This is a genomic window from Marilutibacter spongiae, assembly GCF_014145325.1.
GTDB lineage: Bacteria > Pseudomonadota > Gammaproteobacteria > Xanthomonadales > Xanthomonadaceae > Marilutibacter > Marilutibacter spongiae.
Genome location: NZ_JACHTF010000003.1, coordinates 75,990 through 91,956 on the forward strand (window position 1 = coordinate 75,990; position 15,967 = coordinate 91,956).

Genomic DNA, 15,967 nt, shown 5'->3' on the forward strand with positions numbered 1-15,967 from the left:
TGGCGATTGGTGATTGGTGATTCGGCGCGTGGGCACCCCGCCGCTCGAGTCACCAATCACGAATCACGAATCCCGGACACACCATGGGCATCAAATGCGGCATCGTCGGCCTGCCCAACGTCGGCAAGTCGACCCTCTTCAATGCGCTGACCAAGGCGGGCATCGCCGCGGCCAACTTCCCGTTCTGCACCATCGAGCCCAACGTCGGCGTGGTGCCGGTGCCGGATCCGCGCCTGAACGCGCTCTCGGAGATCGTCAAGCCGCAGAAGTGCATCCCGACCGCGATGGAGTTCGTCGACATCGCCGGGCTCGTCGCCGGCGCGGCCAAGGGCGAGGGCCTGGGCAACAAGTTCCTCGCCCACATCCGCGAGGTCGACGCGATCGCCCACGTCGTGCGCTGCTTCGAGCACGGCGACATCGTCCACGTCGCCGGCAAGGTGGACCCGCTCTCGGACATCGACACCATCGACACCGAACTGGCCCTGGCCGACCTGGAGTCGGTCGAGAAGGCCCTGCAGCGCGCCGAGCGCAGTGCCAAGTCCGGCGACAAGGACGCGAAGGCGCGGGCGGAAGTCCTCGGCCGCATCCGAGAGGGCCTGGACGCCGGCCGTCCCGCCCGCGCGCTGGACCTGTCCGAGGACGACCTCGCGGCGGTGCGCGACCTGTTCCTGCTGACCCTCAAGCCCGTCATGTACGTGGCCAACGTGCTCGAGGACGGGTTCGAGGACAATGCCTTCCTCGATGCCGTGCGCGAGCGCGCGCGGGGCGAGGGCGCCGAGGTCGTGCCGGTGTCGGCGGCCATCGAGGAAGAACTCAGCCAGCTCGACGACGAGGACCGCGACGCCTTCCTGGCCGACCTCGGCCTCGACGAGCCGGGCCTGAACCGCGTCATCCGGGCGGCCTATACCCTGCTGGGCCTGCAGACCTACTTCACCGCCGGGGTCAAGGAAGTGCGCGCCTGGACGGTCCGCAAGGGCGCCACCGCCCCGCAGGCCGCCGCCGTCATCCACACCGACTTCGAGAAGGGCTTCATCCGCGCCGAGACCATCGGTTACGCCGACTACATCCAGTACAAGGGCGAGGCGGGCGCCCGCGAAGCGGGCCGGATGCGGCTGGAAGGCAAGGAATACCGCGTCCAGGAAGGCGACGTGCTGCACTTCCGCTTCAACGTCTGACCCCCGCCGCCCCGCGCCGGGGCGGCTTCGCGGCGGGCAGGTGGCGGAAATGTCGATTTTGTTGCGAATCATGCGTTGACAAGATCGAAGTCAGTCGCCAAAATTGCGGGCTCTTTTGGAGGGATACCCAAGCGGCCAACGGGGGCAGACTGTAAATCTGCTGGCTTACGCCTTCGGTGGTTCGAATCCACCTCCCTCCACCAGAATTGAAGTGCGACAATTACAAGTCCTGGCGGTAAGTGGGGCAGGCGAGTCGGAGGTGGATGAGAGCCACCGCTGGTTCGGCGACGATGCGAAGCGTCGTCGTGCGCGCCGAAGGCGCGGCCCGGAGGGCCCAGGGTGCGAAGCGCCCGCAGCCATCCACCTCCCTCCACCAGAATTGAAGTGCGACAATAGGTGTTCCCGGCAGGCCGTCACGGCCGGGAGCCGCAAGACCCCGAGGCCTTACCAGCCGAGGGCGCGGTACCCAAGCAGGCGTGTCCGGTGCGGGAGTAGTTCAATGGTAGAACCTCAGCCTTCCAAGCTGATGGTGCGGGTTCGATCCCCGTCTCCCGCTCCATTGCTGCCGCACGATCCACCTGCTGCGACAACCTGCTCACGTAGCTCAGTCGGTAGAGCACCTCCTTGGTAAGGAGGAGGTCGCTGGTTCGATTCCAGTCGTGAGCACCACATTCAGATACTCGGTTCCATCCGTCCCAAACAGAGAAGCGACAGCCATGGCTAAAGGTAAATTCGAGCGCACCAAGCCGCACGTGAACGTCGGCACGATCGGCCACGTTGACCACGGCAAGACCACGCTGACGGCTGCGCTGACGAAGGTGGGCGCCGAGCGTTTCGGTGGCGAGTTCAAGGATTACTCCGCGATCGACGCGGCGCCGGAAGAGAAGGCGCGCGGCATCACGATCTCGACCGCGCACGTGGAATACGAGTCCGAGACGCGCCACTACGCGCACGTGGACTGCCCGGGCCACGCCGACTACGTGAAGAACATGATCACGGGTGCGGCGCAGATGGACGGTGCGATCCTGGTGTGCTCGGCCGCTGACGGCCCGATGCCGCAGACGCGCGAGCACATTCTGCTGGCGCGCCAGGTCGGCGTTCCGTACATCGTCGTGTTCCTGAACAAGGCCGACATGGTGGACGACGCCGAGCTGCTGGAGCTGGTGGAGATGGAAGTGCGCGAGCTGCTGAGCAAGTACGACTTCCCGGGCGACGACACCCCGATCGTGCACGGTTCGGCGCTGAAGGCGCTGGAAGGCGACCAGAGCGAGATCGGCGTGCCTGCGATCCTGAAGCTGGTGGAAGCGCTGGACAGCTACATCCCGGAGCCGGAGCGCGACATCGACAAGGCGTTCCTGATGCCGGTCGAGGACGTGTTCTCGATCTCGGGCCGTGGCACGGTGGTGACCGGCCGCATCGAGCGCGGCATCATCAAGGTGGGCGACGAAATCGAGATCGTCGGTATCCGTCCGACCACCAAGACCACGGTCACGGGCGTGGAGATGTTCCGCAAGCTGCTGGACCAGGGCCAGGCGGGCGACAACGCGGGCCTGCTGCTGCGCGGCACGAAGCGTGACGACGTGGAGCGTGGCCAGGTGCTGGCCAAGCCGGGTTCGATCACCCCGCACACGCAGTTCGACGCCGAGGTGTACGTGCTGTCGAAGGATGAGGGCGGCCGTCACACGCCGTTCTTCAAGGGCTACCGCCCGCAGTTCTACTTCCGTACCACCGACATCACCGGTGCCGTGACCCTGCCCGAAGGCGTGGAGATGGTGATGCCGGGCGACAACGTGAAGATGGTGGTGGAGCTGATCAACCCGGTGGCGATGGACGAGGGCCTGCGCTTCGCGATCCGCGAAGGCGGCCGTACCGTCGGCGCCGGCGTGGTGGCCAAGATCCTCAAGTAAGCGACACGCCGCGATCGCCCGGTGGCGGTCGCGGTTGCTTCGGTGGGGGTTGGCGGTCCGCTGGGCCACATCGAAGAAGGCGTGAACGAGGCGAGTCGGCGACGGCTCGCCGTCGCCGTCTAAGACACTCGACAATTTCTGTACGCCAGTAGCTCAATTGGCAGAGCAGCGGTCTCCAAAACCGCAGGTTGGGGGTTCGAGTCCCTCCTGGCGTGCCACCTGATGACGGGTCTGCGAAAGCAGCCTGCGAAGAGCCGGATGAACAGCAAGGTCGAACAACCCCAGGGCGCCAACGCCGGCGATATCGCCAAGTACGTACTGGCCATCGCGCTCGTCGCCGCCGGCGTGTTCGGCTACATCTGGTTCGACCAGTGGGCCGGCGCGCTGCGTTCGCTGCTGGTCGCCGCCGGCGTCGTGGCCGGCGTGCTGGTGTTCTTCACCAGCGGCAAGGGCCACCAGACCCGCGAGTTCCTGGCGGAATCGCGCTTCGAACTGCGCAAGGTCGTCTGGCCGACGCGCCAGGAAGCCCTGCGCACCACGTGGGTGGTGATGATCGCGGTGGTCGTGCTGAGCCTGATCCTGGCCGGCTTCGACCTCGGCATCCAGTTTGTAGTCAAGTCAATCCTGGGACGCTGAGCTGATGACGGAAAACAACAAGCGCTGGTACGTGGTTCACGCCTACTCGGGCTTCGAGAAGTCGGTGGCCCAGGCGCTGCGTGACCGTATCGTGCGTGCCGAGATGGGCGAGCGCTTCGGCGATGTCCTGGTCCCGACCGAAGAGGTCGTGGAGATGCGTTCCGGCCAGAAGCGCCGTTCCGAGCGCAAGTTCTTCCCGGGCTACGTGCTGGTGCAGATCGCCACCCATGACGAGAATGGCATCCCGCGCATCGACAGCGAGTGCTGGCATCTCATCAAGGAGACGCCGAAGGTCATGGGCTTCATCGGCGGTACCGCCGACCGCCCGCTGCCGATCGCCGACCACGAGGCAGATGCGATCCTGAACCGCGTTCAGGAAGGCGTCGCCAAGCCCAAGCCCAAGGTCCTCTTCGAGGCGGGGGAGATGGTCCGGGTCATCGACGGTCCGTTCAACGACTTCAATGGCGTGGTCGAGGAGATCAACTACGAGAAGAGCCGCCTGCGCGTCTCCGTACTGATCTTCGGCCGCTCCACCCCGGTCGAGCTCGAGTTCGGCCAGGTCGAGAAGGCCTGAGCCAGGCCCTCTGGCGCTGGGCGCCGGGATACTGCTATAATTTTCGGCTCGCTGCCTTCTGGCGCGAGTGGATCAGCCCCCGGCCGCCGATTGGCGGCCGTCGGCGTGTTCAGGCCGGACTGCCCTGGCAGGGCTGGCCCGCATTCAACGTGAAGCCGGGACACGCGATTTTCCCGGTCCGATGGGGAGCCTGCATCCCAGGCGCTAGCACCCGGAGAGCAAGTCAATGGCAAAGAAAGTAATCGGCTACATCAAGCTGCAGGTCAAGGCCGGGCAGGCCAACCCCTCGCCGCCGGTGGGCCCCGCCCTCGGCCAGCGCGGCCTGAACATCATGGAGTTCTGCAAGGCGTTCAACGCCGCCACGCAGAAGATGGAGCCGGGTCTCCCGATTCCGACCGTGATCACCGCCTATTCCGACCGCACCTTCACCTTCATCACGAAGACGCCGCCGGCGTCGATCCTGCTGAAGAAGGCCACCGGCATCAAGTCCGGTTCCAAGCGCCCGAACACCGAGAAGGTGGGCAAGGTGACCCGCGCGCAGCTCGAGGAGATCGCCAAGGCGAAGGAACCCGACCTGACCGCGGCCGACCTGGACGCCGCCGTGCGTACGATCGCGGGCTCGGCCCGCTCCATGGGCCTGGTGGTGGAGGGTTAAGACATGGCAATGACCAAGCGTGAGAAGGCCATCAAGGCCGCCGTCGTCCCGGGCAAGAGCTACGCCTTCGAGGACGCCATCCAGATCGTCAAGACCGCCACCAAGGCCAAGTTCGTCGAGTCCGTCGACGTGGCCGTGCGCCTGGGCGTCGACGCCAAGAAGTCCGACCAGCAGGTCCGTGGCTCCACCGTGCTGCCGGCCGGTACCGGCAAGTCGGTCCGTGTCGCCGTGTTCGCCCCCTCGGGCGCCAAGGCCGACGAGGCCCTGGCCGCCGGTGCCGACATCGTCGGCATGGACGACCTGGCCGAGAAGATGCAGGCCGGCGACCTGAACTACGACGTCGTGATCGCGACGCCGGACGCCATGCGCGTCGTCGGCAAGCTGGGCCAGGTCCTCGGTCCGCGCGGCCTGATGCCGAACCCGAAGGTCGGCACCGTGTCCCCGAACCCGGGCGAGGCGGTCAAGAACGCCAAGGGCGGCCAGGTGCGCTACCGCACCGACAAGGCCGGCATCATCCATTGCACGATCGGCAAGGCCGACTTCGACAACGGCTCGCTGAAGGGCAACCTCGAGGCGCTGCTGGCCGACCTGATCAAGGCCAAGCCGGCGACTTCGAAGGGCCAGTACCTGCAGAAGGTGTCGATCAGCTCGACGATGGGCCCCGGCGTGAGCGTCGACCAGTCGTCGCTGTCGCTCAAGTAATCCGTTACAGCCCTCCCCGGGACGGGGAGGTCGCAAGTTTTGAGGGCGTCGCAACGGCTCCGGCCGGCGCGATAGCCGTCAAAGACCGCAGGCGCGGTCAGCGCACATCGAAGGCGGGCAGGGAGGCTGCACTGGCATGGAGTCGCCGTCGATGGAAGCGGGATCGCTTAATCCAGTCCCCGAAGGGGCCGGGCCTGCGTAGATGGTTGCCGACCCTCCAAGGATCATGGAAACGGCTACCACCCCGGAACGCCATCCCGGCGTTCCCGGCATCGGGCCAAACGATGCCGACCGAGGACCGCCCCGCGCGATTCTGCGCGAGGCGGAATTGAAGTACGGAGGAGTGCAATGGCTCTCAATCTGACACAGAAGCAGGAAGTCGTTGCCGAACTGGCCGAGGTCGCCGGCAAGGCGCACTCGCTGGTTGCTTCGGAGTACCTGGGTCTCACCGCAGGTCAGCTGACCGACCTGCGCAAGAAGGCTCGCGAACAGGGCGTGTTCCTGAAGGTTGCAAAGAACACGCTGGTCTCGCGCGCAGTGGCGGACACCGATTACGCGATCGTCCAGGACGATCTCGTCGGTCCGCTGATGTACGCCTTCTCGCAGGAAGACCCCGGCGCTGCCGGACGCCTGATCAAGGAGTTCGCCAAGGCGAACGACAAGCTGAAGCCGCGCATCGTGGCCATCGGCGGGCAGAAGTACCCGGGCACCCACGTGGACGTCCTGGCTTCGCTCCCGACCCGCGACGAAGCGCTGTCGATGCTGCTCAGCGTCATGGTCCAGCCCGCCACCCAGCTGGTCCGCTTGCTCAGCGAACCGGCCTCGCAGGTCACCCGCGTCGTCAACGCGGCCGGCCAGGCGAAGGCGGCCTAAGCCACCCAGTTCGGTTTCGAGTTCCGGAACCACAAGTCGTTTCCAATCTATAAATCAGAGGTAACAACAATGTCCCTGTCCAACGAAGAGATCATCGAAGCGATCGCCGGCAAGACCCTCATCGAGGTGATGGAGCTGGTGAAGGCGATGGAAGAGAAGTTCGGCGTGTCCGCCGCTGCTCCGGTCGCCGTCGCTGCCGCCCCGGCTGCCGGCGCCGCCGCCGCCGCCGAAGAGCAGACCGAGTTCACCGTCGTCCTGAAGGCCGCCGGCGAGAAGAAGGTCGAAGTCATCAAGGTCGTCCGCGCCATCACCGGCCTGGGCCTGAAGGAAGCCAAGGACATGGTCGAAGGCGCCCCGAAGGACGTGAAGGAAGGCGTCTCGAAGGAAGAAGCCGAGAAGCTGAAGAAGGACCTCGAGGCCGCTGGCGCGACCGCCGAGCTGAAGTAAGCCGTATTGCGTCGCCGGCAGCATTTGGCGACCACCTGAGGCTGGGGGCGAAAGCCCCCGGCCTTTGGCCGTTGTAGTACGACGTGATTGGTTATTCGTGATTCGTGGTGTGCGGTGCACGCGATGCCCCGTTCATTCCAGGCCACCAATCACGCTTCGCGAATCACGGCAACAACGAGTTGGCAGTTGGAAGTAGCGGGAGAGGGCGTGCTGGTGCCGGCAATACCAGCGACTTCCAACTGGCAGTTCCCCGGGTATCCCGAGCCGTTCGGGACGCCCATGGACACATCCCCCCAGGGCCGCGGACGCGCGGTCCGCTGAAAAGTCGAGGCGGTAGCTCACCATGACCACAGCTTCTACGTCGTATTCTTTCACCGAGAAGAAGCGCATCCGCAAGGACTTCGGCAAGCGCAAGTCGATCCTTGAGGTCCCTTTCCTGCTCGCGATCCAGGTCGATTCCTACCGCGAGTTCCTGCAGGAGCACGTTGCGTGGGACAAGCGCGATGACCGGGGCCTGCACGCAGCCCTGAAGTCCGTGTTCCCGATCGCCAGCTACAGCGGCAACGCCGCGCTGGAGTACGTGGGCTACAAGCTCGGCGAGCCGCCGTTCGACGAGCGCGAGTGCCGCAACCGCGGCCTGAGCTACGGCGCGCCGCTGCGCGTGACCGTCCGCCTGGTGATCTACGACCGCGAGTCGTCGACCAAGGCCATCAAGTACGTGAAGGAGCAGGAGGTCTACATGGGCGAGATCCCGCTCATGACCGACAACGGCACCTTCATCGTCAACGGCACCGAGCGCGTCATCGTCTCCCAGCTGCACCGCTCGCCGGGCGTGTTCTTCGACCATGACCGCGGCAAGACGCACAGCTCGGGCAAGCTGCTGTACAGCGCCCGCATCATTCCCTACCGCGGCTCCTGGCTGGACTTCGAGTTCGACCCGAAGGACGGCCTGTTCACCCGCATCGACCGTCGCCGCAAGCTGCCGGTGACCGTGCTGCTGCGCGCGCTCGGCTACAACAACGAAGAGATGCTGGCCGAGTTCTTCGAGGTCAACACCTTCCACGTCGACCCGGAAGAGGGCGTCCAGCTGGAGCTGGTCCCCGAGCGCCTGCGCGGCGAAACCCTGGACTTCGACCTGGCCGATGGCGACAAGGTCATCGTCGAGGCCGGCCGCCGCATCACCGCGCGCCACGTCAAGCAGCTCGAGGCCTCCGGCATCGAAGCGCTGGCCGTGCCCGACGCCTACCTGGTCGGCCGCATCCTCTCGCACGACGTGATCGACACCGCCACCGGCGAGCTGATCGCCTCGGCGAACGACGAGATCACCGAAGACCAGCTGGAGGCCTTCCGCAAGGCCGGCATCGAGACCGTCGGCACCATCTGGGTCAACGACCTCGACCGCGGTCCGTACATCTCCAACACCCTGCGCATCGACGCGACCAAGACCCAGCTCGAGGCCCTGGTCGAGATCTACCGCATGATGCGTCCGGGCGAGCCGCCGACCAAGGATGCCGCGCAGAACCTGTTCCACAACCTGTTCTTCACCTTCGAGCGCTACGACCTGTCGGCCGTGGGCCGGATGAAGTTCAACCGCCGGATCGGTCGCAAGGAGACCACCGGCGCCTCGGTGCTCTACGACGCCAAGTACTACGCCGAGCGCAAGGACGAGGAGTCCAAGCGCCTGGTCGAGGAGTGCGGCGAGTCGTCCGACATCCTCGACGTCATCAAGGTGCTCACCGAGATCCGCAACGGCCGTGGCGTGGTCGACGACATCGACCACCTGGGCAACCGCCGCGTGCGTTCGGTCGGCGAGATGGCCGAGAACGTGTTCCGCGTGGGCCTGGTCCGCGTCGAGCGCGCGGTCAAGGAGCGCCTGTCGATGGCCGAGTCCGAGGGCCTGACCCCGCAGGAGCTGATCAACGCCAAGCCCGTCGCCGCCGCGATCAAGGAGTTCTTCGGCTCCTCGCAGCTGTCGCAGTTCATGGACCAGAACAATCCGCTGTCGGAGGTCACCCACAAGCGTCGCGTCTCGGCGCTGGGCCCGGGCGGCCTGACCCGCGAGCGCGCCGGCTTCGAAGTGCGCGACGTGCACCCGACCCACTACGGCCGCGTCTGCACCATCGAGACCCCGGAAGGCCCGAACATCGGCCTGATCAATTCGCTGGCCGTGTTCGCACGCACCAACAAGTACGGCTTCCTCGAGACGCCGTACCGCAAGGTCGTGGACGGCAAGGTCACCGACGAGATCGAGTACCTCTCGGCGATCGAGGAGAACGAGTACGTCATCGCCCAGGCCAATGCCGAGCAGGACGAGAAGGGCAAGCTGGTCGCCCAGTTCGTCGCCTGCCGCCATGCCGGCGAGTCGCTGCTCAAGCCGCCGAGCGAAGTCGACTACATGGACGTCTCGCCGATGCAGACCGTGTCGGTCGCCGCGGCGCTGGTGCCGTTCCTGGAGCACGATGACGCCAACCGCGCACTGATGGGCGCCAACATGCAGCGCCAGGCCGTGCCGACGCTGCGTTCGCAGAAGCCGCTGGTCGGTACCGGCATCGAGCGCGCCGTGGCGCGCGACTCGGGCGTGACCGTGAACGCCAAGCGTGGGGGCGTGGTCGAGCAGATCGACGCCGGCCGCATCGTGGTCAAGGTGAACGAGGACGAGATCTCCGGCGAGACCGATGCCGGCGTCGACATCTACAGCCTGATCAAGTACACGCGTTCGAACCAGAACACCTGCATCAACCAGCGTCCGCTGGTCACCGTGGGCGACGTGATCGCGCGCGGCGACGTGCTGGCCGACGGTCCTTCGACCGACATCGGCGAACTCGCGCTGGGCCAGAACATGCTGGTCGCGTTCATGCCCTGGAACGGCTACAACTTCGAGGACTCGATCCTGCTCTCCGAGCGCGTGGTCGAGGAGGATCGCTACACCACGATCCACATCGAGGAACTGACCTGCGTCGCCCGCGACACCAAGCTGGGGCCGGAGGAAATCTCGGCCGACATCCCGAACGTCTCCGAGAGCGCGCTCAACCGCCTCGACGAGTCCGGCGTGGTGTACATCGGTGCGGAAGTCCGCGCCGGCGACATCCTGGTCGGCAAGGTCACGCCCAAGGGCGAAAGCCAGCTGACCCCGGAAGAGAAGCTGCTGCGCGCGATCTTCGGCGAGAAGGCGTCCGACGTGAAGGACAGCTCGCTGCGCGTGCCGCCGGGCATGGACGGCACCGTCATCGACGTGCAGGTCTTCACCCGCGACGGCATCGAGAAGGACAAGCGCGCCAAGCTGATCGAGGAAACCGAGATCCGCCGCGTCAAGAAGGATTTCGACGACCAGTTCCGCATCCTGGAGAGCGCCATCTACGCGCGCCTGCGCAGCCAGCTGATCGGCAAGGTCGCCAATGGCGGCCCGGGACTGAAGAAGGGCGACACCGTCACCAGCCTCGTGCTGGACGGCCTGTCGCGCAAGGACTGGTTCGGCCTGCGCATGAAGGACGAGGACGCCGTCGAGGCGATCGAGCGCGCGCGCAAGCAGATCGAGGTCCACGAGCAGGAGTTCGAGAAGCGCTTCGCCGACAAGCGCGGCAAGATCACCCAGGGCGACGACCTCGCCCCGGGCGTGCTGAAGATGGTGAAGGTGTTCATGGCGGTCAAGCGCCGCATCCAGCCGGGCGACAAGATGGCCGGCCGCCACGGCAACAAGGGCGTGGTGTCCACGATCGTCCCGGTCGAGGACATGCCCTACATGGCCAGCGGCGAGTCGGTCGACATCGTCCTCAACCCGCTGGGCGTGCCGAGCCGCATGAACATCGGCCAGATCCTGGAGACCCACCTGGGCTGGGCCGCCAAGGGCCTTGGCCGCAAGATCCAGGCGATGCTCGAGGCACAGGCCAAGGTCGCCGACCTGCGCAAGTTCCTGGGCGAGATCTACAACCACGACAGCAAGCTGCACGGCGAGCGCGTCGATCTGGGCCAGTTCTCCGACGAGGAGCTGCTGAACCTGGCGCGCAACCTGACCGACGGCGTGCCGATGGCGACGCCGGTGTTCGATGGTGCCGCCGAGGCCGAGATCAAGCAGATGCTGGCGCTCGCCGACATGCCGAGCAGTGGCCAGACCCAGCTGTACGACGGCCGTACCGGCGAGGCGTTCGATCGCCACACCACGGTCGGCTACATGCACATGCTGAAGCTGAACCACCTCGTCGACGACAAGATGCACGCGCGCTCGACCGGTCCGTACTCGCTCGTCACCCAGCAGCCGCTGGGCGGCAAGGCGCAGTTCGGCGGCCAGCGCTTCGGTGAGATGGAAGTCTGGGCGCTGGAAGCCTACGGCGCGGCCTACACCCTGCAGGAAATGCTGACGGTGAAGTCCGACGACGTGCAGGGCCGCAACCAGATGTACAAGAACATCGTCGATGGCGAGTACGAGATGGTGGCTGGCATGCCGGAGTCCTTCAACGTCCTCGTGAAGGAAATCCGCTCGCTCGCGATCAACATGGAGCTGGAAGAGAGCTGAGGGCGTCCAGGCGCCGGCACGGGACGGGGACGCGCGATCGCGACCCCGCACCCATCCGCCGCCCGAGCTGACGTTCCCCCATCCTCGAATCCGAATTCCGGAGAGTTCAAATGAAAGATTTGCTCAACCTGTTCAACCAGCAGCGGCCCGCGCTCGACTTCGACGCGATCAAGATCGCGCTGGCGTCGCCGGACCTGATCCGTTCGTGGTCGTTCGGCGAGGTCAAGAAGCCCGAGACCATCAACTACCGCACCTTCAAGCCCGAGCGCGACGGCCTGTTCTGCGCCGCGATCTTCGGACCGGTCAAGGACTACGAGTGCCTGTGCGGCAAGTACAAGCGCATGAAGCACCGTGGCGTCGTCTGCGAGAAATGCGGCACCGAGGTCACGCTGGCCAAGGTCCGCCGCGAGCGCATGGGCCACATCGACCTGGCCTCGCCGGTCGCGCACATCTGGTTCCTCAAGTCGCTGCCCTCGCGCATCGGCCTGATGCTCGACATGACCCTGCGCGACATCGAGCGCATCCTCTACTTCGAGGCCTTCGTGGTCACCGAGCCGGGCCTGACCCCGATGGAACGCGGCATGCTGCTCAACGAAGAGCAGTACATGCAGGCGCGCCAGGAGCATGGCGACGACTTCGAGGCCGCGATGGGCGCCGAGGCGGTCTACGACCTGCTGCGCACGATCGACCTGCAGTCGGAGATGATCCAGCTGAAGGAAGACATCGCCGCGACGGGCTCGGAGACCAAGCTCAAGCGCCTGACCAAGCGCATCAAGCTGGTCGAGGCCTTCATCGAGTCGGGCAACAAGCCCGAGTGGATGGTCATGACCGTGCTGCCGGTGCTGCCGCCGGACCTGCGCCCGCTGGTCCCGCTGGACGGCGGCCGCTTCGCGACCTCCGACCTGAACGACCTGTACCGCCGCGTCATCAACCGCAACAACCGCCTGCGTCGCCTGCTGGAGCTCAACGCGCCCGACATCATCGTGCGCAACGAGAAGCGCATGCTGCAGGAGTCGGTGGACGCGCTGATGGACAACGGCCGTCGTGGCCGCGCCATCACCGGCACCAACAAGCGCCCGCTCAAGTCGCTCGCCGACATGATCAAGGGCAAGCAGGGCCGTTTCCGCCAGAACCTGCTCGGCAAGCGCGTCGACTACTCGGGCCGTTCGGTCATCGTGGTCGGCCCGACCCTGCGCCTGCACGAGTGCGGCCTGCCCAAGAAGATGGCGCTGGAGCTGTTCAAGCCCTTCATCTTCGCCAAGCTGCAGCGCCGTGGCCTGGCCACGACGATCAAGGCGGCCAAGAAGCTGGTCGAGCGCGAAGAGGCCGAGGTGTGGGACATCCTCGAAGAGGTGATCCGCGAGCACCCGGTGCTGCTGAACCGTGCGCCGACCCTGCACCGCCTGGGCATCCAGGCGTTCGAACCGGTGCTGATCGAAGGCAAGGCGATCCAGCTGCATCCGCTGGTGTGTACCGCGTTCAACGCCGACTTCGACGGTGACCAGATGGCCGTGCACGTCCCGCTGAGCCTGGAGGCCCAGCTGGAAGCGCGTGCGCTGATGATGTCGTCCAACAACATCCTGTCGCCGGCGAACGGCGAGCCGATCATCGTGCCTTCGCAGGACGTCGTGCTCGGCCTGTACTACATGACCCGCGCCCTCGAGAACAAGAAGGGCGAGGGCATGGTGTTCGCCAACGTCGCCGAGGTGAAGCGCGCCTACGACAACCGCGTCGTCGAGCTGCACGCCAAGGTCAAGGTCCGCCTGACCCAGACGGTGATCGCCGAGGACGGTTCGCGCGAGCGCGTGACCTCCATCGTCGACACCACCGTCGGCCGTTCGCTGCTGCACGAGATCCTGCCCGACGGCCTGCCGTTCGAGCTGGCCAACGTCGAGCTGATCAAGAAGAACATCAGCCGCCTGATCAACTCGTGCTACCGCCTGCTCGGCCTGAAGGACACCGTCGTGTTCGCCGACAAGCTGATGTACACCGGCTTCGCCTACGCGACCCGTGCCGGCGTCTCGATCGGCATCGACGACATGGTCATCCCGGACGAGAAGAAGGGCATCCTGGGCGAGGCCGAGTCCGAGGTGCTGGAGATCCAGGAGCAGTACCAGTCGGGCCTGGTGACCGCCGGCGAGCGCTACAACAAGGTCGTCGACATCTGGTCGCGCACGAACGAGCGCATCGCCAAGGCGATGATGGACGCCATCGGCACCGAGAAGGTGACCGACGCGGAGGGCAAGGAGGTCGCGCAGAAGTCGATGAACTCGCTCTACATCATGGCCGACTCCGGCGCCCGTGGTTCGCAGGCGCAGATCCGCCAGCTGGCCGGCATGCGCGGCCTGATGGCCCGTCCGGACGGCTCGATCATCGAGACCCCGATCAAGGCCAACTTCCGCGAAGGCCTGAACGTGCAGGAGTACTTCAACTCCACCCACGGCGCCCGAAAGGGCCTGGCCGACACCGCGCTCAAGACCGCCAACTCCGGTTACCTGACCCGTCGCCTGGTCGACGTGGCGCAGGACGTGGTGATCACCGAGGACGACTGCGGCACGATGGGGGCACTGACCATGACCCCGATCGTCGAGGGCGGCGACGTGGTCGAGCCGCTGCGCGACCGCGTGCTGGGCCGCATCGTGGCCGAGGACGTGTTCCTGCCGGGCGACGACGAAGATCCGATCGTGACCCGCAACACCCTGCTCGACGAAGCCTGGGTGCAGAAGCTCGAAGACGCCAGCGTGCAGTCCATCAAGGTGCGCTCGACGATCACCTGCGAATCCTCGTTCGGCGTGTGCGCCCACTGCTACGGCCGCGACCTGGGCCGTGGCCACCTGGTCAACCACGGCGAGGCCGTCGGCGTCGTCGCGGCGCAGTCGATCGGCGAGCCGGGTACCCAGCTGACGATGCGTACGTTCCACATCGGCGGCGCGGCATCGCGTGCGGCGGCGATCGACAACGTCACCATCAAGACCACCGGTACGGTCAAGTTCAACAACCTCAAGCACGTCAAGCACAGCAATGGCCACCAGGTCGCCGTGTCGCGCTCGGGTGAACTGTCCGTGCTCGACACCCACGGCCGCGAGCGCGAGCGCTACAAGCTGCCGTACGGTGCGACCGTGGCGGTCGACGACGGCGGCGCGGTCAAGGCCGGCCAGCAGGTCGCCAACTGGGATCCGCACAACCACCCGATCGTGTCGGAAGTGGCGGGCTTCGTCCGCTTCGTGGACTTCGTCGACGGCATCACCGTCATCGAGAAGACCGACGAACTGACCGGCCTGGCGTCGCGCGAGATCACCGATCCCAAGCGTCGCGGTTCGGCCGGCAAGGACCTGCGTCCGCTCGTGCGCATCGTCGACAAGAAGGGCAACGACCTCAACATCCCGGGCACCGACCTGCCGGCGCAGTACCTGCTGCCGCCGCGCTCGATCGTCAACCTGCAGGACGGCGATGCCGTCGGCGTGGGCGACGTGGTCGCCAAGATCCCGCAGGAAGCGTCCAAGACCCGCGACATCACCGGTGGTCTGCCGCGCGTGGCCGACCTGTTCGAAGCGCGCAAGCCCAAGGATCCCGCGATCCTGGCCGAGCGTTCGGGCGTGGTCAGCTTCGGCAAGGACACCAAGGGCAAGCAGCGCCTGATCATCAAGGGCGCGGACGGCGAGGAGCACGAGGAACTGATCCCGAAGTACCGCCAGATCATCGTGTTCGAAGGCGAGCACGTCGAGAAGGGCGAGACCGTGGTGGACGGCGAGCCGAGCCCGCAGGACATCCTGCGCCTGCTGGGCGTGGAGCCTCTGGCCGTCTACCTGACCAAGGAGATCCAGGACGTCTACCGCCTGCAGGGCGTGAAGATCAACGACAAGCACATCGAGGTGATCGTCCGCCAGATGCTGCGCAAGGTCGAGATCACCGACCAGGGCGACAGCAAGTTCCTGCATGGCGAGCAGGTCGAGCGCCAGCGCCTGGTCGAGGAGAACGCCACGCTCACGGGCAAGGGCCTGATCCAGGCGCAGTTCGACCCGGTCCTGCTGGGCATCACCAAGGCCTCGCTGGCGACCGAGTCGTTCATCTCGGCGGCCTCCTTCCAGGAGACCACCCGCGTGTTGACCGAGGCGGCCGTCCGCGGCACCAAGGACAACCTGCGCGGCCTGAAGGAGAACGTCATCGTCGGTCGACTGATCCCGGCCGGTACCGGCCTGGCGTACCACACCCAGCGCCGCCGCGGGGCCAGTGGCCTGACGGCGTCGGAAATTGAGCAGTTGACCGCTCCAGTGGGTGGCGACGCCCCGGTCGAAACGCAGGAAGGCGTGGACGAAGCGTCCGACGCCACGTAAGATATCGCGGCATTGCGCGCCCCCCGGGGCGCGCCAGATCACGAAATGAGGGGCACGGAGCCCCTCGTGTTCGGCCCAGGAAGGGCGGGATCGCAGTATCGGGCACGGGTTCCGTCGCAAGGCGGGGGAGCTCCGTGCTGGTCTCGTGTTTGAC

At 66.1% G+C, this 15,967-nt stretch carries 10 protein-coding genes and 4 tRNA genes; all 14 read left to right on the forward strand.

Going from position 1 to position 15,967, the window contains the following annotated elements; translation table 11 throughout:
- The first annotated feature begins 83 nt into the window (after nt 1-83).
- The 14 genes from ychF to rpoC all read left to right on the forward strand — a co-directional run bounded on the left by ychF (nt 84) and on the right by rpoC (nt 15,813).
- A complete protein-coding gene (gene ychF / locus H4F98_RS03530) occupies nt 84-1,175 on the forward strand; it encodes a redox-regulated ATPase YchF (RefSeq protein ID WP_141518877.1) in 1,092 nt (363 codons plus the stop codon).
- A gap of 117 nt (nt 1,176-1,292) precedes the next feature.
- Nucleotides 1,293-1,378, forward strand: a tRNA-Tyr gene (locus tag H4F98_RS03535).
- Nucleotides 1,379-1,660: 282 nt separating this feature from the next.
- Nucleotides 1,661-1,734, forward strand: a tRNA-Gly gene (locus tag H4F98_RS03540).
- Nucleotides 1,735-1,768: 34 nt separating this feature from the next.
- Nucleotides 1,769-1,844 (forward strand) — tRNA-Thr (locus H4F98_RS03545).
- Between the two features lie 47 nt (nt 1,845-1,891).
- Nucleotides 1,892-3,082: an elongation factor Tu gene (tuf, locus tag H4F98_RS03550; RefSeq protein WP_182685288.1), complete on the forward strand. Its 1,191-nt coding sequence runs from the start codon at nt 1,892-1,894 to the stop codon at nt 3,080-3,082.
- A 142-nt stretch (nt 3,083-3,224) separates the two neighbouring features.
- Nucleotides 3,225-3,300, forward strand: a tRNA-Trp gene (locus H4F98_RS03555).
- A 40-nt stretch (nt 3,301-3,340) separates the two neighbouring features.
- Nucleotides 3,341-3,718 carry a preprotein translocase subunit SecE gene (secE, locus tag H4F98_RS03560; protein WP_182685289.1) on the forward strand — a complete coding sequence of 126 codons (378 nt, stop codon included), beginning with the start codon at nt 3,341-3,343 and terminating at the stop codon, nt 3,716-3,718.
- A 4-nt stretch (nt 3,719-3,722) separates the two neighbouring features.
- Entirely contained in the window at nt 3,723-4,292 is a 570-nt protein-coding gene (nusG, locus tag H4F98_RS03565) for a transcription termination/antitermination protein NusG (protein ID WP_141519602.1), read from the forward strand.
- A gap of 226 nt (nt 4,293-4,518) precedes the next feature.
- Nucleotides 4,519-4,947 (forward strand): 50S ribosomal protein L11, encoded by a 429-nt coding sequence (gene rplK, locus H4F98_RS03570; RefSeq protein ID WP_141519603.1) that lies wholly within the window; start codon nt 4,519-4,521, stop codon nt 4,945-4,947.
- A gap of 3 nt (nt 4,948-4,950) precedes the next feature.
- The gene (gene rplA / locus H4F98_RS03575) at nt 4,951-5,649 is read left to right on the forward strand and encodes a 50S ribosomal protein L1 (protein ID WP_182685290.1); all 699 of its coding nucleotides are present in this window, start codon (nt 4,951-4,953) and stop codon (nt 5,647-5,649) included.
- A gap of 348 nt (nt 5,650-5,997) precedes the next feature.
- On the forward strand, nt 5,998-6,522 hold the full coding sequence (gene rplJ, locus H4F98_RS03580; protein WP_141519605.1) for a 50S ribosomal protein L10: 525 nt from the start codon (nt 5,998-6,000) through the stop codon (nt 6,520-6,522).
- Between the two features lie 69 nt (nt 6,523-6,591).
- Complete coding sequence (rplL, locus tag H4F98_RS03585) at nt 6,592-6,969, forward strand: 50S ribosomal protein L7/L12 (protein WP_220479078.1); 378 nt, start codon at nt 6,592-6,594, stop codon at nt 6,967-6,969.
- A gap of 343 nt (nt 6,970-7,312) precedes the next feature.
- Complete coding sequence (gene rpoB, locus H4F98_RS03590) at nt 7,313-11,479, forward strand: DNA-directed RNA polymerase subunit beta (RefSeq protein WP_182685291.1); 4,167 nt, start codon at nt 7,313-7,315, stop codon at nt 11,477-11,479.
- Nucleotides 11,480-11,589: 110 nt separating this feature from the next.
- Nucleotides 11,590-15,813, forward strand: coding sequence for a DNA-directed RNA polymerase subunit beta' (rpoC, locus tag H4F98_RS03595; RefSeq protein WP_182685292.1), 4,224 nt, complete (start codon nt 11,590-11,592; stop codon nt 15,811-15,813).
- The last annotated feature ends 154 nt before the right edge of the window (nt 15,814-15,967 follow it).

What these genes read in the sequence shown, in the direction of transcription:
- tuf (WP_182685288.1), top strand. Translation starts at nt 1,892, where the DNA reads ATGGCTAAAGGTAAATTCGAGCGCACCAAGCCGCACGTGAACGTCGGC.
- rpoB (WP_182685291.1), top strand. Translation starts at nt 7,313, where the DNA reads ATGACCACAGCTTCTACGTCGTATTCTTTCACCGAGAAGAAGCGCATC.
- rpoC (WP_182685292.1), top strand. Translation starts at nt 11,590, where the DNA reads ATGAAAGATTTGCTCAACCTGTTCAACCAGCAGCGGCCCGCGCTCGAC.
- nusG (WP_141519602.1), top strand. Translation starts at nt 3,723, where the DNA reads ATGACGGAAAACAACAAGCGCTGGTACGTGGTTCACGCCTACTCGGGC.
- ychF (WP_141518877.1), top strand. Translation starts at nt 84, where the DNA reads ATGGGCATCAAATGCGGCATCGTCGGCCTGCCCAACGTCGGCAAGTCG.
- rplA (WP_182685290.1), top strand. Translation starts at nt 4,951, where the DNA reads ATGGCAATGACCAAGCGTGAGAAGGCCATCAAGGCCGCCGTCGTCCCG.
- rplK (WP_141519603.1), top strand. Translation starts at nt 4,519, where the DNA reads ATGGCAAAGAAAGTAATCGGCTACATCAAGCTGCAGGTCAAGGCCGGG.
- rplL (WP_220479078.1), top strand. Translation starts at nt 6,592, where the DNA reads ATGTCCCTGTCCAACGAAGAGATCATCGAAGCGATCGCCGGCAAGACC.
- secE (WP_182685289.1), top strand. Translation starts at nt 3,341, where the DNA reads ATGAACAGCAAGGTCGAACAACCCCAGGGCGCCAACGCCGGCGATATC.
- rplJ (WP_141519605.1), top strand. Translation starts at nt 5,998, where the DNA reads ATGGCTCTCAATCTGACACAGAAGCAGGAAGTCGTTGCCGAACTGGCC.